Source organism: Kitasatospora sp. NPDC004745 (genome assembly GCF_042873275.1).
In the GTDB taxonomy this organism is placed as follows: domain Bacteria; phylum Actinomycetota; class Actinomycetes; order Streptomycetales; family Streptomycetaceae; genus Kitasatospora.
Map to the genome: position 1 here is coordinate 140,731 of NZ_JBIALK010000017.1, position 25,297 is coordinate 166,027.

21 protein-coding genes are annotated in these 25,297 nt (G+C 76.0%); 7 read left to right on the forward strand and 14 right to left on the reverse strand.

Features of this window, described 5'->3' with window-relative positions:
- Positions 1 to 90: 90 nt before the first annotated feature.
- Positions 91 to 729: a YdcF family protein gene (locus ACFYUY_RS25655; protein WP_360211322.1), complete on the reverse strand. Its 639-nt coding sequence runs from the start codon at positions 727 to 729 to the stop codon at positions 91 to 93.
- Positions 730 to 812: 83 nt separating this feature from the next.
- Positions 813 to 1,829, reverse strand: coding sequence for a cytochrome c oxidase assembly protein (locus tag ACFYUY_RS25660; protein WP_387904079.1), 1,017 nt, complete (start codon positions 1,827 to 1,829; stop codon positions 813 to 815).
- Positions 1,830 to 2,042: 213 nt separating this feature from the next.
- Between ACFYUY_RS25660 and ACFYUY_RS25665 the strand changes: the two genes are divergently transcribed.
- On the forward strand, positions 2,043 to 3,059 hold the full coding sequence (locus ACFYUY_RS25665) for an NAD-dependent epimerase/dehydratase family protein (protein ID WP_360211320.1): 1,017 nt from the start codon (positions 2,043 to 2,045) through the stop codon (positions 3,057 to 3,059).
- 299 nt (positions 3,060 to 3,358) lie between these two features.
- Here ACFYUY_RS25665 and ACFYUY_RS25670 read toward each other — a convergent pair whose 3' ends face one another.
- On the reverse strand, positions 3,359 to 3,742 hold the full coding sequence (locus tag ACFYUY_RS25670; RefSeq protein WP_387903997.1) for a VOC family protein: 384 nt from the start codon (positions 3,740 to 3,742) through the stop codon (positions 3,359 to 3,361).
- A gap of 155 nt (positions 3,743 to 3,897) precedes the next feature.
- On the opposite strand from ACFYUY_RS25670, the gene ACFYUY_RS25675 reads away from it, so the two are divergent.
- The 4 genes from ACFYUY_RS25675 to ACFYUY_RS25690 all read left to right on the forward strand — a co-directional run bounded on the left by ACFYUY_RS25675 (position 3,898) and on the right by ACFYUY_RS25690 (position 8,992).
- Positions 3,898 to 4,788, forward strand: coding sequence for a LysR family transcriptional regulator (locus ACFYUY_RS25675; protein WP_360218373.1), 891 nt, complete (start codon positions 3,898 to 3,900; stop codon positions 4,786 to 4,788).
- 1,004 nt (positions 4,789 to 5,792) lie between these two features.
- On the forward strand, positions 5,793 to 6,884 hold the full coding sequence (locus tag ACFYUY_RS25680) for a peptidoglycan-binding protein (RefSeq protein ID WP_387904000.1): 1,092 nt from the start codon (positions 5,793 to 5,795) through the stop codon (positions 6,882 to 6,884).
- Between the two features lie 109 nt (positions 6,885 to 6,993).
- Positions 6,994 to 7,206, forward strand: coding sequence for a hypothetical protein (locus ACFYUY_RS25685; protein ID WP_387904003.1), 213 nt, complete (start codon positions 6,994 to 6,996; stop codon positions 7,204 to 7,206).
- A 52-nt stretch (positions 7,207 to 7,258) separates the two neighbouring features.
- Positions 7,259 to 8,992, forward strand: coding sequence for a serine/threonine-protein kinase (locus ACFYUY_RS25690; RefSeq protein ID WP_387904005.1), 1,734 nt, complete (start codon positions 7,259 to 7,261; stop codon positions 8,990 to 8,992).
- A 120-nt stretch (positions 8,993 to 9,112) separates the two neighbouring features.
- On the opposite strand, the gene ACFYUY_RS25695 is transcribed toward ACFYUY_RS25690, so the two are convergent.
- From ACFYUY_RS25695 to ACFYUY_RS25715, 5 genes are all read right to left on the reverse strand, one after another.
- Positions 9,113 to 10,108, reverse strand: a complete 996-nt coding sequence (locus ACFYUY_RS25695; protein ID WP_387904008.1) for a 2-hydroxyacid dehydrogenase — start codon at positions 10,106 to 10,108, stop codon at positions 9,113 to 9,115.
- A gap of 127 nt (positions 10,109 to 10,235) precedes the next feature.
- Positions 10,236 to 11,261 (reverse strand): 6-phosphofructokinase, encoded by a 1,026-nt coding sequence (locus ACFYUY_RS25700; protein WP_360218361.1) that lies wholly within the window; start codon positions 11,259 to 11,261, stop codon positions 10,236 to 10,238.
- A 352-nt stretch (positions 11,262 to 11,613) separates the two neighbouring features.
- Complete coding sequence (locus ACFYUY_RS25705) at positions 11,614 to 12,342, reverse strand: glutamine amidotransferase (RefSeq protein ID WP_360218358.1); 729 nt, start codon at positions 12,340 to 12,342, stop codon at positions 11,614 to 11,616.
- Positions 12,343 to 12,388: 46 nt separating this feature from the next.
- Positions 12,389 to 13,651, reverse strand: a complete 1,263-nt coding sequence (locus ACFYUY_RS25710; protein ID WP_387904011.1) for a MurT ligase domain-containing protein — start codon at positions 13,649 to 13,651, stop codon at positions 12,389 to 12,391.
- 251 nt (positions 13,652 to 13,902) lie between these two features.
- The gene (locus ACFYUY_RS25715; protein ID WP_387904014.1) at positions 13,903 to 14,637 is read right to left on the reverse strand and encodes a GNAT family N-acetyltransferase; all 735 of its coding nucleotides are present in this window, start codon (positions 14,635 to 14,637) and stop codon (positions 13,903 to 13,905) included.
- Between the two features lie 377 nt (positions 14,638 to 15,014).
- On the opposite strand from ACFYUY_RS25715, the gene ACFYUY_RS25720 reads away from it, so the two are divergent.
- Complete coding sequence (locus ACFYUY_RS25720; RefSeq protein WP_387904017.1) at positions 15,015 to 18,929, forward strand: amino acid adenylation domain-containing protein; 3,915 nt, start codon at positions 15,015 to 15,017, stop codon at positions 18,927 to 18,929.
- Positions 18,930 to 19,112: 183 nt separating this feature from the next.
- Positions 19,113 to 19,358 carry a hypothetical protein gene (locus ACFYUY_RS25725; RefSeq protein WP_360218349.1) on the forward strand — a complete coding sequence of 82 codons (246 nt, stop codon included), beginning with the start codon at positions 19,113 to 19,115 and terminating at the stop codon, positions 19,356 to 19,358.
- A 97-nt stretch (positions 19,359 to 19,455) separates the two neighbouring features.
- Here the strand turns inward: ACFYUY_RS25725 and ACFYUY_RS25730 are convergent, their stop codons facing one another.
- The 6 genes from ACFYUY_RS25730 to ACFYUY_RS25755 form a co-directional block, all read right to left on the reverse strand.
- A complete protein-coding gene (locus ACFYUY_RS25730; RefSeq protein ID WP_387904020.1) occupies positions 19,456 to 20,334 on the reverse strand; it encodes an aminoglycoside phosphotransferase family protein in 879 nt (292 codons plus the stop codon).
- A 134-nt stretch (positions 20,335 to 20,468) separates the two neighbouring features.
- Positions 20,469 to 21,722: a sensor histidine kinase gene (locus ACFYUY_RS25735; RefSeq protein ID WP_387904022.1), complete on the reverse strand. Its 1,254-nt coding sequence runs from the start codon at positions 21,720 to 21,722 to the stop codon at positions 20,469 to 20,471.
- A complete protein-coding gene (locus ACFYUY_RS25740; protein ID WP_387904024.1) occupies positions 21,719 to 22,555 on the reverse strand; it encodes a response regulator in 837 nt (278 codons plus the stop codon). Before ACFYUY_RS25740 ends, ACFYUY_RS25735 begins: the two co-directional genes overlap by 4 nt.
- The gene (locus ACFYUY_RS25745; protein ID WP_387904027.1) at positions 22,552 to 23,454 is read right to left on the reverse strand and encodes a hypothetical protein; all 903 of its coding nucleotides are present in this window, start codon (positions 23,452 to 23,454) and stop codon (positions 22,552 to 22,554) included. The genes ACFYUY_RS25740 and ACFYUY_RS25745 overlap by 4 nt, the downstream gene beginning before the upstream one ends.
- A gap of 242 nt (positions 23,455 to 23,696) precedes the next feature.
- A complete protein-coding gene (locus ACFYUY_RS25750; protein ID WP_387904030.1) occupies positions 23,697 to 24,506 on the reverse strand; it encodes a class F sortase in 810 nt (269 codons plus the stop codon).
- Between the two features lie 79 nt (positions 24,507 to 24,585).
- The gene (locus tag ACFYUY_RS25755) at positions 24,586 to 25,119 is read right to left on the reverse strand and encodes a hypothetical protein (protein ID WP_387904032.1); all 534 of its coding nucleotides are present in this window, start codon (positions 25,117 to 25,119) and stop codon (positions 24,586 to 24,588) included.
- Positions 25,120 to 25,297 lie beyond the last annotated feature (178 nt).

Consider the following 25,297-nt stretch of genomic DNA (forward strand, 5'->3'; position numbering starts at 1 on the left):
GCTGAACCGCGGGCAGGCCCCCGGATCCCTCGTGGATCCGGGGGCCTGCCCGTGTCGTGCGTCCGGGGCCGCCGGCCTGTGCCGCGTGCCCTAGGCGAGGCCCAGGGCCGCCCCGGTGCCGGTCAGCAGCAGGACGGCCGCGCCGTTGGCCCGGGGGTGGGCCAGCGCGGTGCCGACCGCCTCCCGCAGCAGCGCGTACGGGCCGTGCGCGAGCAGGCCGTCCGCGGCGAGCATCCGGGCGGGGGCGCCGGCCCGGCGGGCGGCGAGCGCGGCGCGGACGGTGTGGAAGCCGTTGGTGACGACGGTGCACCGGTAGCCGGGCCGCTCGGCGGCCATCAGGGCGGCGCTGAAGCGGAGGTTCTCGGTGGTGTTGACGGCCCGTTCCTCGCGGCGGATCCGTCCGGCCGGGACGCCCCGGGCGATCAGGTGGCGGGCCATCGCCGCGGCCTCGGTGCAGTTCTCGTGCCGGCCCTTCCCGCCGGTGACCAGCAACACGGGGGCGTGGCCGGCGGCCTCCTCGGCGGCGAAACGTTTCAGCGCGGTGTCCAGCCGGGCCGCGAGCGGCGGCGCGGGCTCGCAGCCGTCCAGCGCGGCGCCGAGCACGACCACGAAGTCGGCGCCGAGCGGCGCGGGGCGGCGTCGCTGCCAGAGCGCCCGGCCGACGAAGCCGAGCACCCAGACCAGGGCGTACCCGCCGAGCAGGGCGGCGGTGAGCAGCAGGACGTGCATACCCCGGTGAACGCGTACGGCGGAACCCCCGTTCCGCGCGGGAGACGGGGGTTCCGCCGAGCAGGGGGCAGGAGGGGGCGTGCTCAGCCCGTCTCGGCCGCCGGGGTGGACGGCGTGACCGGCGAGGACGGCGCGGCCGGGGCGTCGGCCGGGCGTCGGTCGCGCTTGTGCAGCGAGGCCAGGTAGGCGTTGTACGCCTCCAGCTCGGCGTCGCCGCTGCGGTCCTCGGCGCGGTCCCGGCGGCGGGCCTGCCGCTGCTCCGACCCCATCCACTGGTACACCAGCGCGATCAGCACGATCGCGGTCGGGATCTCGCCGAAGGCCCAGGTGATCCCGCCGGCCAGCTTCTGGTCCTCCAGCAGGTCCGTCCCGGGCGGCGCGCCCTCCGTGGTGAAGGTGGTGACCAGCGGATGGGCGGCCATCATCACCGCCACGCCGAAGAAGGCGTGGAACGGCATGCCCATGAACAGCTCGATGATCCGCATCACGTGGCCCGGGCGGTGCGGGCCCGGGTCCACGCCCATGATCGGCCAGAAGAAGGCCAGACCGGTGAGCAGGAAGTGCACCATCATGAAGATGTGCCCGGCGCGGTACTGCATCAGGAAGTCGAACAGCGGGGTGAAGTAGACCCCGTACAGGCTGGCGATGAACAGCGGGATGGTGAACGCCGGGTGCGAGACCACCCGGACGTAACGGCTGTGCAGCAGGGCCACCAGCAGCTCGCGCGGGCCGCGCGGGCGGCCCTTGCCGGCCGGCCGCAGCGCACGGAGGGCCAGCGTGATCGGGGCGCCCAGCAGCAGCAGGATCGGCGTCAGCATGGACAGCACCATGTGCTGGATCATGTGCGCGCTGAACAGCACCATGCCGTAGTCGTTCAACCCGGTGCAGGTGACCAGGAGCAGGGTCCCGACGCCGGCCACCCAGCCGACCGTCCGGCCGACCGGCCAGCGGTCGCCGCGCCGGTGCAGGCGGACCACGGCCACCGCGTACAGGGCCAGGGCGACCAGGCCGGCCAGCAGGAACACCCAGTCGGGGGACCAGGTCCAGACGTTGGAGAGGCTGAAGGGGCCTAGTCGGGTCATCCCGCCGTGGTGGTGCATTCCTGACATTCCGTCGCCCATCGGCGGGTCCTGCTTTCCGTCCGCGCGGCCCCTGGAATGGGTCCGGTTCGCCCGTTTTGCTTGGCATACAGCCTAGGTGGGCCTTACCCCGGGCCGTGCCCCGCCCCCCTCCGTCCGGGTCGGCGCAGGCCGCGGGGAGGCCGCCCGGCGGCTGGCTAGACTGGCCGGACGGTCGACGGGGAGGACGGACGCATGGCGGCTGGACGGGAACGGGCGGGGTCCGGGCGGTCCGTACCGGAACCGCCGGCGGGGGAGCGGCCGGGGCGGGCCGGGGCGGCCCGGCCCACGGTCGCGCTGACCGGGGCGACGGGCTTCATCGGCTCCGCCGTGCGCGCCGCCCTCGACGCCCGGGGCGTCCGGGTGCGCGCGCTGGCCCGCACGGTGCCGGACGAGCGGGGCGCCACCGACTGGGTGCCGGGCGACCTCGCGGACGGCGCGGCCCTGACCGCGCTCTGCGAGGGCGCCGACGTGCTGCTCCACCTGGCCTCCCGGGTCTCCGGCGGCACCGAGGAGTGCGAGGCGGTGAACGTGCGCGGCACCGCGGCGGTGACCGCCGCGGCCGGCCGGGCCGGGGTGCACCGGATCGTCCACCTCTCCACGGCCGCCGTCTACGGCGTGGGGCCGCACGACGGCGTCGAGGTCGACGGGGTGGTGCCCGCCCCGCACTCCGAGGCCAGCCGGACCAGGCTGCTCGCCGAGCGGCACGCGCTCGCGGCCGGCGCCGTCGTGCTGCGGCCCGGCCTGGTGACCGGCACGGGAGACCGCTGGGTGGTGCCCGCACTGGCCGAGCTGGTCCGTCGGGTTCCGGGGCGCTGGGAGGGCGGGCGCGCCCGGCTCTCGCTGGTGGACCGCGAGGACCTGGCCCGGCTGATCACCGTCCTCGCCCTCGACGACCACGCCGTCCCGTCCGGTGTGCACCACGCGAGCCACCCCGAGCCGGTCCGGGCCGGCGACCTGCTCGACGCCCTGGCCGGCCTCGGCCTGCTGCCCGCGGCGGACGGCCCGGACACCTCCTGGGAGGAGTGCCGCCGCCTGCTCGCCGCCGCCCCCGGCCGGGTCTCCGAGCGCCAGTTCGCGCTGATCGCCCGGGACCACTGGTACCGGAGCGAGGACGTCTGGCGCCTCGCAGCCTGCCCGCCCGGCCCGGGCCCGCTGGCGGGCCTCGCCGCGGCGGTGCCCTGGTACCGCCGGGCCCTGGCGCGTGTCTGACGACTCCCGCCGGGCGCGCGGGCCCTCGGTCACGACCTCGCCCCCGGCCGGGGGGGGGGGGGGGGGCGCCCCCCCCCCCCCGGCGCGGGGGGGGGGCCCCCCCGGGCCGGGGGGGGGGGCGGGGCGCCGGGGGGGGGCGGGGGGGGCGGGCCCGGGGGCCCCCCCCGCCCGCCGGGGGCGGGCGCGCCCCCGCCCCCCCCCCCCCCGGCGCGCCGGGCCGGCCCCCCCCCCCCCCCCGGGGGGGGGCGCCCCCCCCCCCCCCCCCCGGCCGGGGGCGTCGGACCGGCCCGGGGTGCCGCCTAGGCGGCGTCCTCCGGGTACCAGCGGAGCTCGACGGTGTTGCCGTCCGGGTCCTGGACGTAGACCGAGGTCGCGCTGCCGCGTGCGCCGTAGCGCGGGACGGGGCCCTCGAGGACGGTGAGGGTGCCCGCGTCGATGACCTCCTGCCAGTCCAGCGGTTCCACGGTGAGGCAGAAGTGGTCGACGTTGGAGCCGCCGCGGGCGCGGTCGACCAGGTCGATGATCGTCTCCGGGCCGACCCGTACGGACGGGAAGGACACCTTCCCGGCGCGCCACTCGTCGACCCGGACCGGCTCCAGGCCGAGCGGGCCGGTGTAGAAGGCCAGGGACCGTTCGACGTCGCCGACGTTGAGGACCAGGTGGTCGAAGGCCTTGACGCGCATGGTGCACAGCTCCGTGGGTGGGTTCCGTCCCGGGCCGGTGATCCCCGGCCGGGGTGACGGGCTCCACGATTCCGTGCCGCGTCGGGGGCATCAAGAGCCGATCGCCATACGATCAATTAGCGCGATTAATCAATCGGGCGAGGAGGAGGGGGGACGTGCTGGAACGGCTGGAGATCGAGATCTTCCTGGCGCTCGCCGAGGAACTGCACTTCGGCCGCACCGCCGAACGCCTGCGGCTCACCAGCGGGCGGGTCAGCCAGGTGGTCGCCAAGCTGGAGCAGCGGATCGGCGGAGCACTGTTCGAGCGGACCAGCCGGAGCGTCCGGCTCACCTCCGTGGGGCGGCAGTTGGCCGACGACCTGGCACCCCTGGTGGCCGGTCTGGACGCGGCCCTCCGGCGGGCGGTGGACGCGAGCCGCGGGGTCACCGGCGAGCTGCGGGTGGCCTTCCTCGGGGAGTGGATGGCGCCGGTGCTGCTGGAGGTCGTCGCCCTGTTCGGCGAACGCCACCCCGACTGCCGGGTCGAGGTCCGCGAGGCCCACCTCTCCAACTCCCGCTCGGGCCTGCTGGACGGTGTCGTCGACGTCCTCATCGCCTCGTACCCCTTCGACGGCATGGCGCGCGGGCCCGCGCTGCTCACCGAGGGCCGGGTGCTCGCGGTGCCCGCCGGACACCCGCTGGCCGGCGAGGCGTCGGTGTCGATCGAGGTGCTCGCGGACCACCCGGTGGTGCAGTACCCGGCCGTGACCTCGGTGACCTTCAAGCAGGACCGCACCCCGGACCGCACGCCGTCCGGGCGGCCCGTCCCGAAGGGGCCCTCCGGCGACTCCCTCTCCGAGATGCTCACCCTGGTGGCGATGGGCCGGGGCGTCCTGCCGGTCGGCGAGCACGCCCGCCGCTACTACCCCCGGCCCGACATCGCCTACGTGCCGATCCGCGACGTGCCGCCGATCGAACGCGGACCGGTCTGGCTGGAGAGCAACACCACCGCCCGGGTGCGGGAGTTCGTCCGGGCCGCGGCGGACGTCGCGGCCCGGACCGGCTGACCGGGTCGGCCGCGCCGTGCGACCGACCGGGTCCCGCCGCCTCGGCCGCAGGCACCGCTCGCCGCCTGGTACGGGACCAGTTGGCCGGATGGGAGCCGACCGACCTGGTGGTCAGCGAGATGGCCGGCAACGCCCTGCGCCACGGTCGCGCGGTCGGGCCGCTGCGGCTGCTCCGGCATGACCGCCTGGTGATCGAGGTGTCCGACCGGGGCCCCGACCTGCCGCAGATCCAGCACGCCTCGCTGAGCGACGAGGGCGGGCGCGGACTGCAGCTGATCAACGTCCTGTGCCGCCGGTGGGGGCCTGCCGGACCGCCTTCGGGAAGGCGGTCCGGGCGGAGCTCGACCTGCCGAGGGGCACCCAGGTGCCGTAGCCGCCCGGCAACCCGGTGGCCGCGGCCGGGTCCGTCCACGCCGTGTCGTCCCGGGCGGCATACGACCGCCCGGATAGCCTGACGGTCAGTCATCACCACGCCGGGGAACGGGGTCGGACGCCCGAGCGGCTGATCGGCAGCCGGACGGCGAGCAGCGGAGCTTCCCTCGCGGCCGTTCGCCCGCCCTCCCGCCGCCGACGCGCGTCCGTTCCGGCGCTGGGCCCGGCCCCGGACCACGTCGGCGTCCTCTGACGGACCCGGGACGTCCCAGGGACGGGCTTCCCTGGTGGGACGGGTCCGGCACGGTCGAGGATGGCTCCTGTCGGGAAACGGGGACCGCCGCCCGTCACGTGCGGCCCCTGCCCCGGTGGGCCCTGGCGATCCGAACTCCTGTGGGGGGGGACCTTCCATGACCGAGAACCTGTTCCAGCGTGGTGCCGTCGCCGCCGGCGCGGCCCGCCCCGCCGTCACCGTCCCCGGCGCCTTCGTTCCCACCTCTGACTGACGGCCCGCCACCGGTCGGGAGAAGGGGCGAGGGGGGCGCCAGGCCCACCCGTCGAGACGATCGCGCGCCGGGGGAGCGTGCTGCTCCGCTGCCCTGACGAAACATCACGAACCTGGAGAGCCTTCTGTGACCACCTTCCTGCCTGCCCGGCGCCGGCTGTCGCTGGGCCTGGCCCTGGCGGCCGCGCTGACCGGCGTCGGCGCGTACACCGCCTCCGTCGCCTCCGCCGCGACCGCGCCCGCCCCGTTGCCGCTCACCTCCGCCGCCTGCCCCGCCAACATCCAGCAGGGCGAGGCCGACGGCTGCGTCACCCAGCTGCAGACCGAACTCAACCTCACCGGCGCCACCCCGGCCCTCACCGTCGACGGCCAGTTCGGCCCCGCCACCGGCACCGCCGTCCGCACCTTCCAGAGCGCCCACGACCTCACCGCGGACGGCATCGTCGGCCCGGCCACCAAGACCGCGCTCGACGCGGCCGCCACCGCCGCCTCCGGCACCGTGGACCTGCGCACCCAGTGCGGGACCCTGCGGACCGGCGCCTCCGGGCCGTGCGTCTCCACCCTGCAGACGCTGCTCAACACCTTCAAGGCCGGGCGCCTCGTCGCGGACGGGCGGTTCGGGCCCGCCACCGACACCGCCGTGCGCAACTTCCAGGCCTCGCACGGCCTGGTGATCGACGGGATCGTCGGCGCCGCCGTCAAGAACGCCCTCTACAGCAGCACCCCCGCCCCGCTGCCCAGCGGCCCGGTCAACGCGACGAAGGTGCTGAACGCGGCCAAGTCGTACCTGGGCGTCCCGTACGTGTGGGGCGGCGGGCACTCCCTGCGCGGCGAGGGCCCCGGCCCGTCCCTGGGCACCTGCGACGGCTACACCGGCTCGATCCACCCCTGCCCGGCCGACACCACCGCCGGCCTGGACTGCTCCGGCCTGGTCCGGGCCGCCTTCTGGTTCGGCGCCGGCATCGACCTCGCCAACGGCGGCGACACCACCGAACAGACCCTCGACAAGCACCTCACCCCGATCACCGAGGCCCAGCGCCGCCCCGGCGACGTCGAGTACTTCGGCACCGGCCCCCACGACACCACCCACGTCGTCCTCTACGCCGGCACCGACTCCGCCACCGGCGCCGACATGATGTACGAGGCCAAGGAGACCGGCACCGACGTCCACTACGTCACCCTGCGCACCGGCGGCTACTGGTACCACGTCACCGCCTGACCGTGCCCACGCGCGGGTGGCACCGACCGCCACCCGCGCCGGGTCGACCGTCCGTCGACCAGCGGTGTGCCGCCACGCCCGGCCGGGGATCCCCGGCCGGGCGTGGCGCGTGCCCGGGCCCGCTCGGACCGGCGGCGGCCACGACCGGGCCCCGGCCACGACCCCCCACCGGAGCACCCTCCTGGCCACCGTCCTCCGGCACGTCGCCCTCGTCACCGCCGCGAGCGCCTGCCGGTGCGCCCTCGCCGTCCCCACCGCCGCCGTCACGGCGGTCATGGCCCGTGTCGGCGTCGGGGGTGAGATGCTCTCCTCCGAAACGTGAACATCCATCAGTCATACGGTCTGTTCATCGGGGGATGATCGTGCGGAGCGGCATGCGATTGGCCGGGCGGTACCTGCTCCAGGAGCCGCTGGGCCGCGGCGGCATGGGCGAGGTCTGGCGAGGCCAGGACGAGCGGCTGCACCGGCCGGTGGCGGTGAAGACGCTGTCGCCGGCCGCCGCGACCGATCGCGCCGCCGTCGCCCGGTTCCGCCGGGAGGCGGAGATCGCGGCCAACCTCGACCACCCCGGCATCACCACGGTGTTCGACATCGACGAGCACGTCGAGGAGGACGGCCGCACCCTGCTCTTCCTGGTCATGGAACTGCTCCGGGGGCGCGACCTGCACGCGGTGGTCGCCCGGCACCCCGGCGGCGTCCCGATCGAGCAGGTGACGGAGTTCAGCCGGCAGATCCTGGACGCGCTGGGCGCCGCTCACGAGCAGGGCGTGACCCACCGCGACATCAAGCCCGCCAACCTCTTCCTGCTGGCGAACGGCCGGCTGAAGGTCTGCGACTTCGGCATCGCCCGGCTCGCCGACGCCACCCGGATCACCTCGACCGGCGGCATCGCGGGGACACCGCTGTACATGGCCCCGGAGCAGATCCAGGGACGGCCCACCGACCAGCGCACCGACCTGTACTCCTTCGGCTGCGTGTTGTACGAACTGCTCACCGGCGCGGGCTGGGTGGACACCACCGCCGGTGTCGCCTCGCTGCTCTACCAGCACATCGGCCAGTCGCCCGCCGCGCCGAGCACGAAGCGCCCGGGGATCCCCGAGCACCTCGACCGGCTCGTGCTGGACCTGCTGGCGAAGGATCCGGCCGACCGGCCTGCGACCGCGGCGGCGGCGCTCGCGCTGCTGGTCCCGCGCGGCAGCGAGTCCGAGTCCGAGTCCGAGTCCGAGTCCGAGTCCGAGTCCACTGCCCCCGGTCCGGCACAAGCCGGGCCGGCATCAGCCGACCCGCCACCCGGGGATCCGCCGCCCGGAGGCCCGGAGACCCCGCCGCCCACGTCGCCCGCCACGGCCGCGCCGGCCTACGCCCCCCGCCCGCGCCGCGGCCGGCGGAATGCCGTGCTGACCGGCGCCTCCGCCGTCCTGGCCGTAGCCGCCGTCGCCGTCGGCGGCTACTACATGACCGGTGACCGCTTGTGGCGCGACCCTCCGGCCGACGTGCATCCGCTGCGCAAGGACGAGACGGCCTCCGGCACCGTCATGGCGCAGGGCGAGACGGCCAGGATCCCCTTCATCTACGACACCGGCTCCGACCCGCGGCACAGCTCCTTCGTCCGAACCACCCTGGGCGTCACCGTCACCTCCATCGCTCCGGTCGGGGGACCGGCCGGCCCGGGTGGCGGCGACGCCCTCTACTGCGTCCGTTTCACGACGACCAACCTCGGCGCCGAGGAGATGCCCGCCCAACTGCGGACCGACGGTGTCGCGGCGTGGAACGTCAACACGAGGCAGACGTTCACCGGCGGCCTGTTGGGCGGTGTGCAGCACCAGACCGTCCACGGCAGACCGGCGCTCCTCATGGAAGGGGTGCTCTCGGACGGCACCGTCACGACCGCACACGTCGTGGGCGCCGGGGCGCGGCAGGCGGTCGAGTCACCCACCTGCCGCCCGCACGCCCCGGGGACGGTCGCCGCCGGCCGGTCCGTCGACCAGGCCGCGACCGTCAGCGTCCCCGCCGGGCTCACCGTCACCGGCGCCCGCTGGACGGAGCCGTCCTCCACCGCGGACACCCCGGCCGACGACGCACACACCTACTGGGTCCAGTGGGGATAGGAGCGCCGCGCACCGCCGCGGCGCCCGGCCTTCGACCGCCGGGCGTGACGGCGGTGGCGGGGCCCGTCACCGTCGTCGAGCCGCCCTCCGGCCGGGGTGCACGCGGGGCTTCCCGTCGGGTCAGACCTTCGGGACGAGGGTGTTCTCGTTGCGTCGGCCGGCGGCGAAGTCGTCGACGTTGCGGGCGGTGGCGTCGATGATCTGGCCCACCGCGGTGCTGGTGAAGTAGGCCTGGTGGGAGGTGACCACGACCTGGGGGAAGGTGACCAGCCGCGCCAGCACGTCGTCCGTGACGCCCTGGACGGATCGGTCGGTGAAGAAGACGCCGGTCTCCTCCTCGTAGACGTCCAGGCCGACGCCGGAGAGGCGTCCGGCGCGGAGGGTTTCGACGAGGGCGGCGCTGTCGACGAGGCCGCCGCGGCTGGAGTTGACGAGGATGGCGTCGTCCTTCATCCGGGCCAGTGCGGTCGCGTCGATCAGGTGGTGGGTGGCGGGCACCAGCGGCACGTGCAGGCTCACCAGGTCGGCGCGGGCCAGGAGTTCGGGCAGCTCGGTGTACGTCATGCCGAGGTCGAGGCAGGCCGGGTTCTGCACGATGTCCCAGCCGAGCAGCTCGGTGCCGAACCCGGCCGCGATCCGGGTGAAGCACTCGCCGATCTTGCCGGTGCCGATCACCCCGACCGTCATGCCGTGGACGTCGCGGCCGAGCAGGCCGTCGAGGCGGAAGTCGAACTCGCGGGTGCGGGTGGCGGCGCGGGTGAGGCGGCGGTTGACGGCCAGCGCGAGGGCCCACGCGTGTTCGGCGACGGCGTACGGGCTGTAGTGGGAGACCCGGGCGACGGTGAGGCCGAGGTCGGCGGCGGCGTCCAGGTCGATGTTGTTGAAGCCGGTGGAGCGCTGGGCGATCAGCCTGGTGCCGCCGGCGGCCAGGACGGCGAGGGTCTCGGCGTCCAGGACGGCGTTGACGCTGCTGCTGACGGCCGGGTGGCCGGCGGCGAGCGGGGCGGTGTCGCGGTCGAGGAAGACCGTCAGGCAGCGCAGTGCGTGGCGGCCGCCGAAGGCCCGTTCCAGCAGGGGCTGTTCGTCGGCCTGCACGCCGTACGCGAGGATGTCCATCGGCTGTCCCTCCACGAGTGGTCCGGTCCACCGGTCACGTTAGTGGGGGAACCGCCCGGGAGGCCTGCCGGACGCACGGAGGCCCCCGCAGCGGTGCGGGGGCCTCCGTGCGTCCGGTGCGGAGCGGTCAGAGGACCGTCTCCGCCTCCAGGTAGCGCTCCTGCGGGACGGTCTTCAGCTCGGCGACGGCCTCGGCCAGCGGCACCAGGTTGATGTTGGTGCCCTGCAGCGCGGTGATGTGCCCGAAGGCGCCCTTGTGGACGGCCTCGACGGCGTGCCAGCCGAAGCGGGTGGCGAGCACCCGGTCGTAGGCGGTCGGGGTGCCGCCGCGCTGGGTGTGGCCGAGGATCACCGGGCGGGCCTCCTTGCCGAGGCGGTGCTCCAGCTCGCGGGAGAGCTGCGTGGCGATGCCGGTGAACCGCTCGTGGCCGTAGATGTCCTTGCTGCCCTCCTCCCAGTGCATGGTGCCGGGTTCGGGCTTGGCGCCCTCGGCGCAGACCACGATGGCGAACTTCTTCTGCCGGTCGAAGCGCTCGCGGACGACGGCGGTCAGCGCGTCGATGTGGAACGGGCGCTCCGGGACGACGATGGCGTGCGCACCGGCGGCCATGCCCGCGTTGAGCGCGATCCAGCCGGTGTGCCGGCCCATGACCTCGACGACCATGACCCGCTGGTGGGACTCCGCGGTGGTCTTGAGCCGGTCCAGGGCCTCGGTGGCGACCGAGACGGCGGTGTCGAAACCGAAGGTCACGTCGGTGGCGGCGATGTCGTTGTCGATGGTCTTCGGCACGCCGACGATCGGCAGGCCCGCGTCGCTCATCAGCTTGGCGGCCTTCAGGGTGCCCTCGCCGCCGATCGGGATGACGGCGTCCAGGCCGAGGTCCGAGCAGTACTTCTTGGCCCTCTCCACGCCGTCCCGCAGGTGGCTGGGCTGCACCCGGGAGGAACCGAGGATGGTGCCGCCCTGGGCGAGGATGCCGCTCACCGAGTCCAGGGTCAGGGGGCGGTGGTGGCCCTCCAGGAACCCGCGCCACCCGTCCTCGAACCCGATGATCTCGTCGCCGTGGTCGACCACCCCCCGGTGCACCACGGAACGGATCACCGCGTTCAGGCCGGGGCAGTCACCGCCGCTGGTCAGCACTCCGATACGCATTAGCTTTGCAACTCCCGAGCAGAACCGAGGAACGGCCGGACTACAGGCTGGGACGACGAGCCGACACCGTAGCGGGGCGCCCCCACGCCGCGGTGGCGGGGAGGTTGCCGTGGGGTGAAGGACCGGCCGATCCGGACAGAACATCCGAAACCGGCCGCGGAGTCGAGCATACGGCGCCTGCGTCCGGCCGGGCAGGAGCCGACGCGGGAGCGGCGCCGTCGGCGCCCCCGCGCGGAAATGCAGCCTGCTGCCGAGGAGGGTGTGCAGTAGGCAGCCCCATTGTGGTACGTCCGGGGCCGTCCGCGGACCGGGTGACCGCATCGCGGGCACCCGGCCGGGACGGGCGGACGTACTACGCGGGGCGCGTCGTGGCGGCGATGCGCTCGGCGCGCAGCGCGTCGTACCAGGTGGTGTCGGCCGGCGGCAGGGCGTTGACGTCCAGCGCCAGCTTGATCAGCATGTCCGCGACCGCGGGGTTGCGGGCCAGCACCGGGCCGTGCAGGTAGGTGCCGAAGACGGTGTCCCGCCAGGCGCCCTCGGTGCCGTCGCCGGTGCCGTTGCCCCGGCCGACGCTGACGGTGGCGAAGGGCTGCACGCCCTGGCCGAGGTGGGTGATGCCCTGGTGGTTCTCGAAGCCGGTCAGCTGCGGCAGACCGAGCCGCGGGTCGACGTCGGCGAGCACGTCGCCGACGCAGCGCTCGCCCTCGCCGCGCGCGGTCCAGACGTCGAGCAGTCCGAGACCGGGCTCGCGCTCCCCGAGGTCGTTGATGAACTCGTGGCCGATGATCTGGAACCCGGCGCAGACGCCGAAGATGATCGCGCCGTTCTCGGCGGCCCGCACCAGGCCGCTGTCGGCGCGCAGCCGCTCGGCGGCCAGTCGCTGCGGCCGGTCCTCGCCGCCGCCGATCAGGTAGATGTCGCCGCTGGTGGGGACCGCCTGGTCGGAGCGGACGTCGATGCGGGTCACGTTGAGATGGCGCTGGCGGGCCCGGCGCTCCACGACCAGGGCGTTGCCGCGGTCGCCGTAGGTGCTGAGCAGGTCCGGGTAGACCCAGACCACGCGCAGGCTGCTCTCACTCATCCTCGAAGGCCTTCCGTCACGATCAGATGGGGCTGCGGGCACGGCATCAGCCGGCCACGACCTTCCGCAGCTGCTGGAAGGCGGTGTAGTTGGCGATGGCCTCGATCCGGCCGGGCGGGGCCATCCGGACGGCCTGCTCCAGCGTGTCCACCACGTGGAACTGCAGCCCGGCGACCTCCAGGCGGACGGCCAGGTCCAGCTTGCGCTGCCCCATCACGAACACCGGGTGCCCGGCGAGGCGCTCGTAGTCGACGTCCCAGAGCCAGGAGGTGTCGGTGCCGTCGGCGTCGAGCGCGTTGACGGAGAGGATCACCGGGGTCGGCGGGCCGTCGATCAGCGAGAAGGTCTCCAGCCAGCCGGCCGGGTTCTTGGCCAGCAGCAGCCTGATGTCCCGGCCCTGGTACTGGACGACGTCGTAGCGGCCGGCCACCGCGGTCACCGAGCGCATCCGCTCCAGCGCGACCTGCGGGGAGACGCCGAACACGGCGGCGACGGCGGCCGAGCTGGTGGCGTTGGCCAGGTTGGCCCGGCCGGGCAGCTGGAGCTGGATCGGCCAGGCGCCGCGCTGCGGGTCGATCACGTGGGTGCCCTGGAGCGCCCAGTGCGGGTTGGGGCGCCGGAAGCCGCACTCCTGGCAGAACCAGTCGTCGCCGGGGCGCTGCATCACGCCGCCGCAGGCGGGGCAGGACCAGGCGTCCTCCTTCCAGGCCTGTCCGGCGGCCACCCAGACCACCTTCTTGCAGGAGGAGGCGGCCCAGGTCACCAGCGGGTCGTCGGCGTTGGCGATGACCACGGCCTCGGTGTTCTGCAGGCCCTCGCGCCACTTCTCCGCCATCATGCGGGTCTCGGCGGCGCGGTCGAGCTGGTCGCGGGAGAGGTTGAGCAGGGCGATCGCCTTGGGGCGGGTGTCGCGGGCGACCGTCGCCAGGTACTTCTCGTCGACCTCGATGACGCCGAACCGGGCCTCCGAGCCGCCGGCCAGGGCGGAGGTGATGCCGGCCGGCATGTTGGCGCCCAGGGCGTTGGAGACCACCGGGCCGGCGGCGCGCAGCGCCTCGGCGATCAGGCGGGTGGTGGTGGTCTTGCCGTTGGTGGCGCTGACCAGGACGACGTCCAGGTGGTCGGCGAGGGTGCCGAGCAGGTCGGGGTCGAGCCTGAGGGCGACCTTGCCGCCGATCACCGAGCCGCTTCCGCGTCCGGCCTTGCGGGACACGGCGGCGGCGACCCGGCCGGCCGTGACCGCGATCTTGGCGCGGGCCGGCAGCGAGGCGTCGCGTGCGCCTGTGGGCTCCGATTCGGTGCCTGCCATGCTCAGTGATTCCTCCTTGCTGCGGCACCGCCCGGGGCCGGATAACGGGCCGTCGGGCGGCGGGGACGGGGCCAGCCTACCGACTCCGCCGCCCGGCTCGACGATCCGGACCCCGTGCCGCCTGCTGCGACGGGCCCCCGCGGGGCCCTGACGGGCCGTCAAGGAGGGCGGTGTACGGAGGGCCCCTCGCCGCCGGGGACGCCTCGCGGGGCCCGCCCGGTTCCCCGGGTAAGGATGTCGTGAAGAAATGATCAGCAGGCCGGACGGCTGCGGGCGCCCGGCTCCTCCGCGGTCAGCGTGGCCGTGATCACCAGGGTCCCGTCCTCGGAGTGGAAGGCCAGCGGCGCGGGCAGTCGGCGCATCGCGGTGATCAGCCCGGTGTTGCCGGCGTGCGTCACCGCGTACACCGTCCCCACCCCGGCCGAGCGGGCCGCCGCGGACAGCCGCCGCAGCAGCGCGAGCCCCAGCCCGCGGCGCTGCCAGGCGTCCTCGACCAGCACCGCCAGCTCGGCCTCGCCGTCGTCCCACATCAGGTGCCCGAGCGCGACGATCCGCCCGTCGGAGGTCGTCACGGCCAGGCTCCGGCCGTGCCGGCCGTCCAGCAGGTGCTCCAGGTAGCGGCCGGCGTCGCGCACCGGCCCGTGGTAGCGCAGCCGCAGCGAGGCGGGGGAGCAGCGGCCGTGCATCGCCAGCGCCGCGGGCTGGTCGGACGGCCCGGCCGGGCGCAGCAGCAGCTCGGTGCCGTCGGCCAGGACGAGTCGGGACGGGGCCTCCACGGCCTGGTCGGCCGCCGGGCGGGGGAGGGCGGGAGACGGGTGCCGGGGCGCCGGCTGCTCCGTCGACGGGTGCGAGTGGGCCACCCGGAACGGCCCCCCGGTGAGCGCGGGCAGGCGGGCGGCCCGGCCGTCGGGCGCCGCGCACCTGCGGTCGGACCTGCGGAAGGGCCGGGGCCAGATCCGTTCGGGGCGAGTGCGTGATGCCGTCATGCCGCCGACGCTACCGATGTCGCGCTTCCGGCCGGTTACGTGATCGTGAACGCACGAATGCCCGCTGCGACGACCGGGCGGTGACGGGTCCTGTCCGGTCCATGCCGGATCCCTGCCCGGTCCTGCTCCCGGCGCCGGCCCTGCTCCCGGGCCTGCTTCCGGCGCTGGTCCCGGTCCGGGTCCTGCTTCCGGGGCTGGTTCGGTCCGGGCCTTTCGGGACGGGTGCGCCGCCGGGGGCGGGACGGGCCCGGGCGCAGGACCGGACCGCTGCCTCAGGCGGCCGGGACGGCGGGCGGCCGACCGTGGAGGACATGCCCGGCGCTCCCCCGAGAGCGGAGCCCGGACCCCTCGTTCGTCCCCGCACCGAAGGCCCTCCCATGCGAAACACCCCGTCCGTCCCCACCCCCGCCGTCGCCACCGCGACCACCGGCGCCGTCCCCGTCGTCCCGCACGCCCGCCGGGCCCCGGTCGGCGTCGCCCTCACCGGCCTGCTCGACCGGCAGGCCCACACCCGGCCCGAGTCCCCGGCCGTGATCGCCGAGGGGCGGAGCCTCACCTTCCGGGAGCTGGCGCAGGAAGCCCGCCGGCTCGCCGCGCACCTGCGCGGGCTCGGCGCCGGCCCGGACGACTGCGTCGGCCTGTTCGTCGAGCCCTCGGTGGAGCTGGTGGCCGGCGCCTGGGGCGTCCTGTACGCCGGGGCCGGCTACCTGCCGCTGGCCCCCGAGTACCCCGAGGAGCGGCTCCGCTACATGCTGGAGGACAGCGGCACCCGGGTCGTCCTCACCCAGCCGCACCTGCGGGAGCGGCTGGCCGCGCTGGCCCCGGCGGGCACCGCCGTCACCACCGCCGAGGACGCGCCGGCCCACCCGGCCCCGCCCGACCGGGCCCCGGCCGACGACGGCCCCGGGCCGGGGGCGCTCGCCTACGTGATCTACACCTCCGGCAGCACCGGCCGGCCCAAGGGCGTCCTGATCGAGCACCGCTCGGTGGTCTCCCAGCTGCGCTGGATGCGCGGCGCCGGCCACCTCGACCCGGAGGTCACCGTGCTGCAGAAGACGCCGATGAGCTTCGACGCCGCGCAGTGGGAGATCCTCGCCCCGGCCGTCGGCGCCCGCGTCGTCACCGGCGCCCCCGGGATCCACCGCGACCCGGAGGCCCTGGTCGCCGCCGTCCGCCGGCACGGGGTGACCGCGCTGCAGTGCGTGCCCACGCTGCTGCAGGCGCTGCTCGACACCGAGGGATTCACCGACTGCACCGGCCTGACGAGGATCTTCTCCGGCGGCGAGGCGCTCTCCCGGCGGCTCGCCCGCAACCTCGCCCGGGCCCTGCCGGGGGCCGCCCTGGTCAACCTGTACGGGCCGACCGAGTGCACCATCAACGCCACCGCGCACCCCGTCGACCCGGCGGAGCTCGACGACGACGGGGCCGGATCCGTACCGATCGGGCGGCCGGTCGACAACACCCAGTGCTACATCCTCGACGAGGCCCGGGCCCCGGTCGGCGTCGGTGCCGTCGGAGAGCTGTACATCGGCGGCGTCCAGCTGGCCCGCGGCTACCTGAACCGCCCCGACCTGACGGCGGAGCGCTTCGTCCCGTCCCCCTTCGTGCCCACCGAGCGGCTCTACCGCACCGGCGACCTCGCGCACTGGAACCCCGACGGCACCATCCAGTTCGCCGGGCGCACCGACAACCAGGTCAAACTGCGCGGCCACCGGGTCGAGCTGGACGAGATCGCCCGCGCGATCGAGGAGCACGCCTGGGTCCGCCGCGCGGCCGCCGTCGTCACCGGCGACGACCGCGGCGGGCACCGGAGCCTGGTCGCCTGCGTCGAACTCGACCCCCGCGAGGCCGCCCTGATGGACCAGGGCAACCACGGCGGCCACCACCGGTCCAAGGCCAGCCGGCTGCAGGTCCGGGCCCAGCTGTCCGACCCGGGACTGCGCGAGCCCGCCCGGACGGCCGGCCGCGAGCGCGTCGAACTGCCCGGCCGGCGCGAGTCCGAGGCGCAGCGCCGGGCGGCCTTCGCCCGCAAGACCTACCGCTTCTACGACGGCGGGGCCGTCACCCGGAGCGACCTCACCGCGCTGCTCGCCCCCCGTCCGACCGCCCCCTTCGGCCGGGACCTGGAGCTGCTCAGCCACCCCGAACTCGGCCGCGTGCTGCGGTGGTTCGGCCAGTTCCACAGCGCGGAGCGGCTGCTGCCCAAGTACTCCTACGCCTCGCCCGGCGCCCTGTACGCGACCCAGCTGTACCTGGAGACCGGCGGGCTGGACGGCCTCGCGGCCGGGCTGTACTACTACCACCCGGTCGAGCACGCCCTGATCCGGATCGGCCCCGCCCCGGAGCGCGAACGGACCTACCTGACGCTGCACTTCTCCGGGAAGACCGGCGCCATCGCCCCCGTCTACCGGGACAACATCCGGGAGGTGCTGGAGTTCGAGACCGGCCACATGCTGGGCGTCCTGGAGGAGGTGCTGCCCGAGTACGGGCTGTACGTCCGCCCGCTCGGCCTCGACCCGGCCGCCAAGGACCGGCTGGACGTCGCCGAGGAGGACCACTACCTGGGCGCCTTCGCGGTCGACCGCAACACCGGGCGGGCCCGCCCCGAGTGCACCGAGCTGTACGTCCAGGCCCACCGGGACCGGGTCGAGGGCCTGCCGGCCGGCCTCTACCGGTACGCCGGCGGCGCGCTGGAGCGCGTGGCCGACGGGATCGTGGAAGCCCGGCACGTCATCGCGATCAACCAGGCCGTCCACGCCCGCGCCGCGTTCGGCATCACCGCCGTCAGCCGCGCCGGGCAGCCGTGGCTGGAGTACGTCGCCCTCGGCAGCAAGCTCCACCACCTCCAGCGCAACGGCCTGGGCCTCGGCCTGATGTCCTCCGGCTACAGCTCCAGGAGCGGCCACCCGCTGCCCGCCGCCCGGCGCTTCGACGCGCTCCTCGCCGCGGCCGGCCTCGACGCCGGCGCCTCGTACTTCTTCCTCGGCGGCAAGGTCAGCGAGGAGCAGATCCGCAGCGAGGGCATGCACGAGGACACCGTCCACATGAAGGGCCCGGCCGAGATCGTCAAGGACGAACTGGCCGCCCTGCTGCCCGACTACATGCTGCCCAACCGGGTCCTGGTCGTCGACGCCCTGCCGCTCACCGCGAACGGCAAGGTCGACCAGCGGGCCCTCGCCGCCTCCGACGCCGTCCGCACCGCCGAGGTCCGCGGCGAGTACGTCGCCCCCGCCACCCGGCACGAACGGTGGCTCGCCGAGGCCTGGGGCCGGGCGCTGGGCCACCAGGACGTCTCGGCGGCCGACGAGTTCTTCGCCGCCGGCGGCAACTCGCTGATCGCCGTCGCCCTGGTCAACCGGATCAACCGCGAGTTCGGCACCTCGCTGCCGCTCCAGGTGCTGTTCGAGAGCCCCCGGCTGGCCGACCTGGCCGCCCGCATCGAACGGGCCGGCGCGGCCGGCGGCGCCACCGGCCCCGCCTCCTCCCGTCTGATCCGGCTCGACCCCGGCGACGACCGGGCGGCCAGGCCGGTGTTCTGCTGGCCCGGCCTCGGCGGCTACCCGATGAACCTGCGCCTGCTCGGCCGCGAGGCGGCCGACGGCCGACCGTTCTACGGCGTCCAGGCGCACGGCATCAACGAGGGCGAGACGCCGTACCCGACCGTCCGGGAGACGGCCGCCGCCGACATCGCCGAACTGCGCCGCGTGCAGCCCGAGGGCCCGTACACGCTGTGGGGCTTCTCCTTCGGTGCCCGGGTCGCCTTCGAGGCCGCCTGGCAGCTCGAACGGGCCGGGCAGCGGGTCGCCGACCTGCTGCTGATCTGCCCCGGCAACCCGGAGGTCCGCAAGGCCGACGGCCGCCGGTGGGGCCGCGAGGCCTCCTACGCCAACCCCGCCTACGTGAGCATCCTGTTCGGCGTGTTCACCGGCCGGGTCAGCGGCCCCGAGCTGGAGCGGTGCCTGGCCGAGGCCGCCGACGAGGACGGCTTCGTCGGCTTCGTCCACCGGCTGCTGCCCACCCTGGACGAGGAGGTGATCCGCCGGATCGTCCGGATCGTCGGCGAGACCTACGAGTTCGACTACAGCTTCCGCGAACTCGCGGAGCGCCGGCTGGACGTCCCGGTGACGGTCTTCAAGGCCGCCGGCGACGACTACTCCTTCATCGAGGGCAGCACCGGCTACTCCGCGGCCCCGCCCACCGTGGTCGACCTGGCGGCCGACCACTACGGCGTCCTCAAGGAGCACGGCGTGGCCGAACTGGCCGCCGCGGTCCGGGCGCTGCCGCAGCGCTGACCCGGCTCGGGCCGCTGACCGCCGACCGGGCCCGCCGACTGGGCCCGTCGACCGGGCCCGCGCCCGCGACGCCGGCGTCCGGACACGCTCACGGATGGCGCAGGATCCGTGAACGGGGGATCCCCTTCGGGTAGGGATGGCTCGGCTCACCGCCGAAACCCACCTCCTCCGAAGGGGATCCCCATGTCCGCGTCCCGCCTCCCGTCCCGTCTGAAGAAGTCCGTCCTGGGCGCCGCGTGCTGCGCACTGCTGCTCGCCGCGCCGCTCGCCCTGGCCCAGTCGGCCACCGCCGCCGACAACACCAACAACGGGCCGAAGACCCCCGAGGAGGCCGCCGCCTGCAAGGCCGTCACCGGGGCGCTGCTCGGCGGGTTCGGGTCGATGCTCGGCAACGCGGTCTGCGTGGTGCAGCCCGACGCCAAGGGCTGAGCGCCCGCCTCCGGGCCCGTCCGGCGGATCGGGCCGGGCCCGCGGCGCCGGACGGGCCCGGAACGGATCGGGCCCCGTCCGACCCGCGGGCCCGGCCCTAGAACGGATCGGCGAGGGCCTCGGTGATCTGACGACGGGTGGCGGCGGCCACCCGGGGGTTGGTCGCCGCGTACGTGGCGTGGGCGTTCAGGCCGGTGGTGATCGCCCAGCCGCGCCCGCGCAGCCAGGTGGCGTCGTCCACGCCCAGGGCGGCGCGGAAGGTCCGCCGGGTGTCGGCGGTCAGCAGCGTCCAGGCGATCACCAGGTCGCAGGCCGGGTCGCCGACCCCGAGCCCGCCGAAGTCGATCACCGCGGACAGCCGACCGTGCCGGGCCAGCAGGTTGCCGGTGTGCAGGTCCCCGTGGAACCAGACCGGCGGCCGGTCCCACCCCGGCGCCCGGACGGCGGCCTCCCAGAGGGCGGTCAGCGCCCCGGCGTCGAAGTCGCCCCGGACGGCGGCGATGTCGGCGCGGGTGTCGGTGTCCCGGGTGGTGAGCGGTGAGCCGAGGAAGCCGTTGTGCTCGCCGGGCGCGAGCGAGGAGTCCGGCGCCTGCCGCTGGAGCTCCGCCAGGAACGACGCCAGCCCGCGCGCCGCCTCGTGCGGGTCCGTCAGCGAGCCCTCCGCCGGGGTCTCGCCGTCCAGCCAGCGGGCCACCGACCAGTGCCACCGGTACCCCGCGGCCGGGACACCGACCGCCACCGGCGTCGGCACCGCCAGCGGCAGGTGCGGCGCCAGCCGCGGCAGCCACGCGTACTCCTTGGCCGCCTGCCCGGCGGCCCAGTCGCCGCGCGGCAGGCGGACGGCCAGCTCCGCGCCCAGGCGGAAGATCACGTGGTCCGACCCGCCCGGCTCCACCCGCCGCAGCGGCAGCCCCGCCCACTGCGGGAACTGCCCGGCCAGCAGGCCCCGTACCAGGCCCTCGTCGATCGTCGTCATGCGGACCATCCCAGCAGCGGGACGGCCCCGGCGTCGACGGGATTTCCCCGGGGGCGTGCTGAGGGGCGGTCAGGCCGCGGGCGGTGGGGCGGTGGTGCCGGCGGCCGGAGCCGGGGGACCGGAGCCGGGGTGCGTCACGGCTGCGGGTCGGGGGCGGGGTCCGGGCCGGGCGGGGCCGGGTCGGGCGGCAGGACGAGGGTGGCGACGGCGCCGCCGGCCGGGTGGTTGGCGAACGTCAGGTCGGCGCCGATGACCCGCGCGTGCCCGGTGGCGATGGTGAGGCCGAGGCCGTGGCCGCGGCCGCGTTCCGGGGCGTTGGTGCGGAAGCGCTGGGGGCCGTGGGCGAGCAGGTCGTCGGGGTAGCCGGGGCCGTGGTCGCGGACGGTGATGCGGTGACCGTCGACCCGCAGCCGGATCGGCCCGGCGCCGTGGCGGTCGGCGTTCAGCAGGAGGTTGCCGAGGATGCGGTCCAGGCGGCGCAGGTCGGTGCGGACCCGGCCGTCCGCGCCCGCGTCGGCGCTCACCTCGACGTCCACCTCCAGGCCGGTCAGGCCGACCGTCCGGCGCACCGCCCGTTCCAGCGGCACGGGTGCCAGGTCGGGGAGTTCGGCGTCGGCGTCCAGCCGGGAGACCTCCAGCAGGTCCTCGACCAGGCCGCGCAGGGCCTGCACCCGGTTCCGGACGAGCTGGGTGGGCCGGCCGGGCGGCAGCAGCTCGGCCGCGGTGACCAGCCCGGTGAGCGGGGTGCGCAGCTCGTGGGCGACGTCCGCGGTGAAGCGCTGTTCGTCCGCCAGCCGGCGGTGCAGCGTGCGGGACATCAGGTCGACGGCGGCGGCGAGCTCGGCGACCTCGTCCCGGCCGTCGACGAGCTCGCCGATCCGGGTGTCCGTCCCGCCCGCGGCGATGCCCCGGGCGGCCGTGGCCGCGGTGCGCAGCCGGCGGCTGATCCGGTCGGCGACCAGCACGCCGGCGAGGACGGTGGTGAAGACCGAGGCGATGACGGCGAGCAGGATGATCCGGTCGAGGTCGGCGATGGCCTGCCGGTCCTGGGTGAAGTCGACCCGGGCCGAGATCACCCCGCCCTGGACCGGACGGGCGGCCCACATCGACTCGCCCTGCGCGCCCCGGGCGAGCAGCGATCCCTGCCGTCCGCCCGCGGCGAGCGCGCGCAGCGGGGCGGGCAGCGCCGGGTCGTCCACGGTGGCCCGGCCGGGGGGATCGCCGCGCCGGTAGGCGTCCAGCGCCGCGTCGAGGGAGGTGAGCGCGGAGGCGCGGGCCTGGTCGACGTGCTGGCGGATCATCGCCTGGTGGACGAGCAGGCCGACGGCCACCGCGACCAGCACGGAGATGGCGGCGACGGCGGTGGCGATCTGGCGGCGCAGGGTCATGCCGGGCGCCGGAACTTGTAGCCGAACCCGCGGACGGTCTCGATCCGGCCCGCGCCGATCTTGGCGCGCAGCCGCTGCACGTGGACGTCGACGACCCGGGTGTCGGCGCCCCAGTCGTAGTCCCAGACGCGTTCCAGCAGGGTGGAGCGCTCCAGCACGATGCCGGGCGCGGCGGTGAACTCCAGCAGCAGCCGCAGTTCGGTCGGGGTGAGCGGGACGAGCCGGCCGTCGACCCGGACCTCCATGCTGTCGGTGTCCACCTGCATGCCGTCGAAGCTGCGCACGGCGGACGGGGGCGCGACCGGCGGCGCGACCTGCGGGGTGCCGCCGGGGGCCGGCGGTGCGGCCGTCTCGACCGGTGCAACCGGTGTGATCGCGACGGGCACCGCAGCCGGTCCGGCCGGTCCGTCCTGCGCCGCGGGCGGCGGCGTGTCGGCGGCGGGCACCACCCGGACCCGGCGGAGCACGGTGCGGATCCGGGCGACCAGCACGGCGCTCTCGAAGGGCTTGACGACGTAGTCGTCCGCGCCGGCCTCCAGACCGGAGACCACGTCGACCGGGTCGGTGCGGGCCGACATCATCAGGATCGGCAGCTGGCTCTCCTCGCGGATCCGGCGGCAGAGCCCGACCCCGTCGAGGAGCGGCAGCATGACGTCCAGCAGGAGCAGGTCGGGGTGGACGGCGTGGAAGGTCTCCAGGCCCTCCAGGCCGTCCGCGGCCGTGGTGACCGGGAAGCCGTAGCGCTCCAGGGCCATCCGGGTGGCCTCCCGGATCACCTCGTCGTCCTCGACGAGCAGGATGTGCGGGTGGGCGGGGGCGGCTGCGGGGTTCATCGCTTCGCTTCCGAGGGAACGGGGGCCGGGCGGGCGGTCGCGGGGGCGGCGCCCGCCAGCGGGGACGGTGTGGCGGCGGGGGGAGCGACGTCGGGGGCGGTGGACTTGGGCCGCGACGGCGCCTGCCCGCGGCCGGAGCTGGGGGTGACGGCGGGCGCGGGCACGGGCTCGGCGCCGGAGCCGGCGGCCGGCCGGCCGGTGCCGTTCCCGCCGTCGGTGGTGGGCTCGGGGACGGGGCCGATGCCTTCGATCTTCCGTTCCAGCAGGGCGAGGCGGGTCCCGTTCCAGCCGTAGTGGCTGCTGGTCCGCAGGAACACGGTGGTCGGCTCGTACAGCCACAGGTCGGATCCGACCGTCGCGGCGCTGAACCCGCGCACCAGCTCGGCCCGCAGCACGGGCAGCAGGCGGTCGTCGGCGAGGGTGTAGACATGCAGCACGACCGGCCCGGTGGTGGCCACGGCGGCGACGAGCTCGGGTCGGCCGTCCCCGGTGAGGTCGCGGAACTCGGGTGCGCGGACCTCGCAGCCGGGGCAGGAGTCGAGGGCGTGGCGCTCCTCCGGCCCCAGTGCGGGGTCCTTGGCGAGGACGGCGCGGACGTCGACGGCGGTGATGTCGCGCCCCGGGACGGTCACGTCGGGGACGGGCTGCGGCGGCGCCTGGGTGGCGGGGTCGGCGCCGTCGGCGGGGGCGATCGGCGGCGGGGAGGCCGCCAGGTCGGGCCAGAGCGGCTGCGGCCGCGGCGGTGGTGTCACCGGGGCGGCCGCGCCGTCGTCGTGCAGCCCGCCGGGGGTGACCCGGCCGGCGGCCAGGACCGCGAGCGCCACGAGGACGGCCAGGGCGGCCAGGGCCGCCGCCGGTACGGCGACGCGCCGGCGGCGGGGTGGGGTTGCTGCTGCCACGGTCGGTGTCCGTCCTCCTGGTCTGCGGCGATGCGCCGGTTCGTCCCCGGCCGGTCCCGGTGGTAGGTCGTGCGGACGGCGGTCGGCGGTTCCCGCCGGGGCGGCCGCGGCTGCGGTGGGCGGGCCCGGTCACGCGCCGGCCGGTGGCGGTCCGGTCCGCCGTGCTCCGGTCCGCTCGGCTCCGGTCCGCCGTGCTGCGGTCGGTCGGGCCCGGTCCGGGGGCGGCCCGGGGCGGCCCGGGGTCAGCCGGCCTCGGTGGCGAGGTCGGCCAGGACGATGATGTTGTCCGTCCAGTGGCCGTCCGTGCCGATCCGCCCGCCGCAGGTGATCAGCCGGAGCGCGGGGGCGGGCGTGTCGCCGTAGACCGTCTCGGTCGGGAAGCGGTCCTTGGCGGCCTGCAGCAGCTCGCGGACCCGGAACCCGACTGTGCCGCCGTCGGCCCGCCGGACCTGGATCAGGTCGCCGGGCCGCAGCTTCGGCACCCGCTGGAAGACCGCGGGGCCGTGCGCCGTGTCGTAGTGCCCGATGAGGACGGCGGGGCCGGTCTCCCCGGGCGTCGGGCCGTTGCGGTACCAGCCGACCTCCCCGGCCCGGTCGGCGGCGGGCACCTCGACCGTCCCGTCCGGGTTCAGGCCCAGGCCCGTCACCGGGGCGTCCACCCCGGCGGAGGGGATCAGCAGGCGGGTCGGCGCCGAGGCCGCGAACGGCTTCGGCGCGGGCGGCGGAGTGGTCGCCCCGGTACCCGCCGCGCTGCCGCCCGTCGCCCCGGTGCCCGCGGTCGGGCCGCCGGAGGGGGCGGTCCCGGTGGCCGGGCCGTCCGCACGGCCGTGCACCGAGGGCTCGACCCGGACCACCGGGGTGCTCCGGCCGGACACCGCCAGTGCGGTGCCGAGCACCAGACAGGCCAGGCCGGCGGCGCCGAAGGCCGTCCGGCGCAGCGGGCCCGGTCCGGGCGCACCGGGACGGGCCCGGCGGTGGGCGCCGGTGCGCGGGAGCCCGCGGCGGGAGGCCCGGCCGGTGCCGGGCGTGCTGTCGGATTGCCCGTCCGCCACCGGGGCCCCGGCGCCGCCGCCCCGCCCGGTCAGGGGCGGGGCGGCGGCACCGGGGTGCCCGGCGGGGTCGGGGCCGGTGTCAGCCGCGCGCACCGGAGCGGCGGCGCAGGACGGCGAAGCCCAGGGCCCCGGCGCCGACCGCGGCGACGGCTCCGCCGCCCGCCAGCGCGAGACCGCTGTGGTCGGTGGCGGTGGACCCGTCACCGGCCTGGGCGGCACCCTTGGGCACGTCCTTGACCTGGGGCTGGCCGCCGCCCTCGGCGGGCTTCGGCGCGGGCGAGGGGGTGGCGCTCTCCCGGCCGACGACCGCCGGGGCGGCGGAGGGCTGGGCCGCGCGGGGCGGCAGGGGGCTGGGCGTCGCGGTCGGCACGGCGCCGGACCCGGCCGAGGGCTTGGCGTCCTGGACGGCGGCGGGCTTGGCGGCCGGTGCGGGGGCGGCCCCGGTGCCCGAGCCGGCCTCCTGGGCGGCCTTGGCGGCCGGTGCGGGGGCGGCCCCGGACCCGTCGGCCCAGGCCTGGCCGCCGGTCACGGCGGTCAGCAGCGCGCCTCCGGTGAGGGCGCAGACCGCCAGCACGCGGCGGACGGGCGAACGGTCGGTACGGCTCCTGCTCATACGGGGTCTCTCCTTCGTCACGGACGCCGTCCGGCCCTGCTGGCCGGTGCGTCGTCAGTGACGGTAGGAGGCCCGTGTCGCGGTCCCCGGCCGGTCGTGTCACGGCCGCCCATCGGCTGCGTAACGAACCCTCCGGACCGTCACGGCCGATCCCCTCCCGCGACCGGAGCAGGTGTCA

Coding starts and splice junctions, on each gene's coding strand:
- ACFYUY_RS25655 (WP_360211322.1), bottom strand. CDS start 729: ATGCACGTCCTGCTGCTCACCGCCGCCCTGCTCGGCGGGTACGCCCTG.
- ACFYUY_RS25660 (WP_387904079.1), bottom strand. CDS start 1,829: ATGCACCACCACGGCGGGATGACCCGACTAGGCCCCTTCAGCCTCTCC.
- ACFYUY_RS25665 (WP_360211320.1), top strand. CDS start 2,043: ATGGCGGCTGGACGGGAACGGGCGGGGTCCGGGCGGTCCGTACCGGAA.
- ACFYUY_RS25670 (WP_387903997.1), bottom strand. CDS start 3,742: ATGCGCGTCAAGGCCTTCGACCACCTGGTCCTCAACGTCGGCGACGTC.
- ACFYUY_RS25690 (WP_387904005.1), top strand. CDS start 7,259: ATGCGATTGGCCGGGCGGTACCTGCTCCAGGAGCCGCTGGGCCGCGGC.
- ACFYUY_RS25695 (WP_387904008.1), bottom strand. CDS start 10,108: ATGGACATCCTCGCGTACGGCGTGCAGGCCGACGAACAGCCCCTGCTG.
- ACFYUY_RS25700 (WP_360218361.1), bottom strand. CDS start 11,261: ATGCGTATCGGAGTGCTGACCAGCGGCGGTGACTGCCCCGGCCTGAAC.
- ACFYUY_RS25705 (WP_360218358.1), bottom strand. CDS start 12,342: ATGAGTGAGAGCAGCCTGCGCGTGGTCTGGGTCTACCCGGACCTGCTC.
- ACFYUY_RS25710 (WP_387904011.1), bottom strand. CDS start 13,651: ATGGCAGGCACCGAATCGGAGCCCACAGGCGCACGCGACGCCTCGCTG.
- ACFYUY_RS25715 (WP_387904014.1), bottom strand. CDS start 14,637: ATGACGGCATCACGCACTCGCCCCGAACGGATCTGGCCCCGGCCCTTC.
- ACFYUY_RS25720 (WP_387904017.1), top strand. CDS start 15,015: ATGCGAAACACCCCGTCCGTCCCCACCCCCGCCGTCGCCACCGCGACC.
- ACFYUY_RS25725 (WP_360218349.1), top strand. CDS start 19,113: ATGTCCGCGTCCCGCCTCCCGTCCCGTCTGAAGAAGTCCGTCCTGGGC.
- ACFYUY_RS25730 (WP_387904020.1), bottom strand. CDS start 20,334: ATGACGACGATCGACGAGGGCCTGGTACGGGGCCTGCTGGCCGGGCAG.
- ACFYUY_RS25735 (WP_387904022.1), bottom strand. CDS start 21,722: ATGACCCTGCGCCGCCAGATCGCCACCGCCGTCGCCGCCATCTCCGTG.
- ACFYUY_RS25740 (WP_387904024.1), bottom strand. CDS start 22,555: ATGAACCCCGCAGCCGCCCCCGCCCACCCGCACATCCTGCTCGTCGAG.
- ACFYUY_RS25755 (WP_387904032.1), bottom strand. CDS start 25,119: ATGAGCAGGAGCCGTACCGACCGTTCGCCCGTCCGCCGCGTGCTGGCG.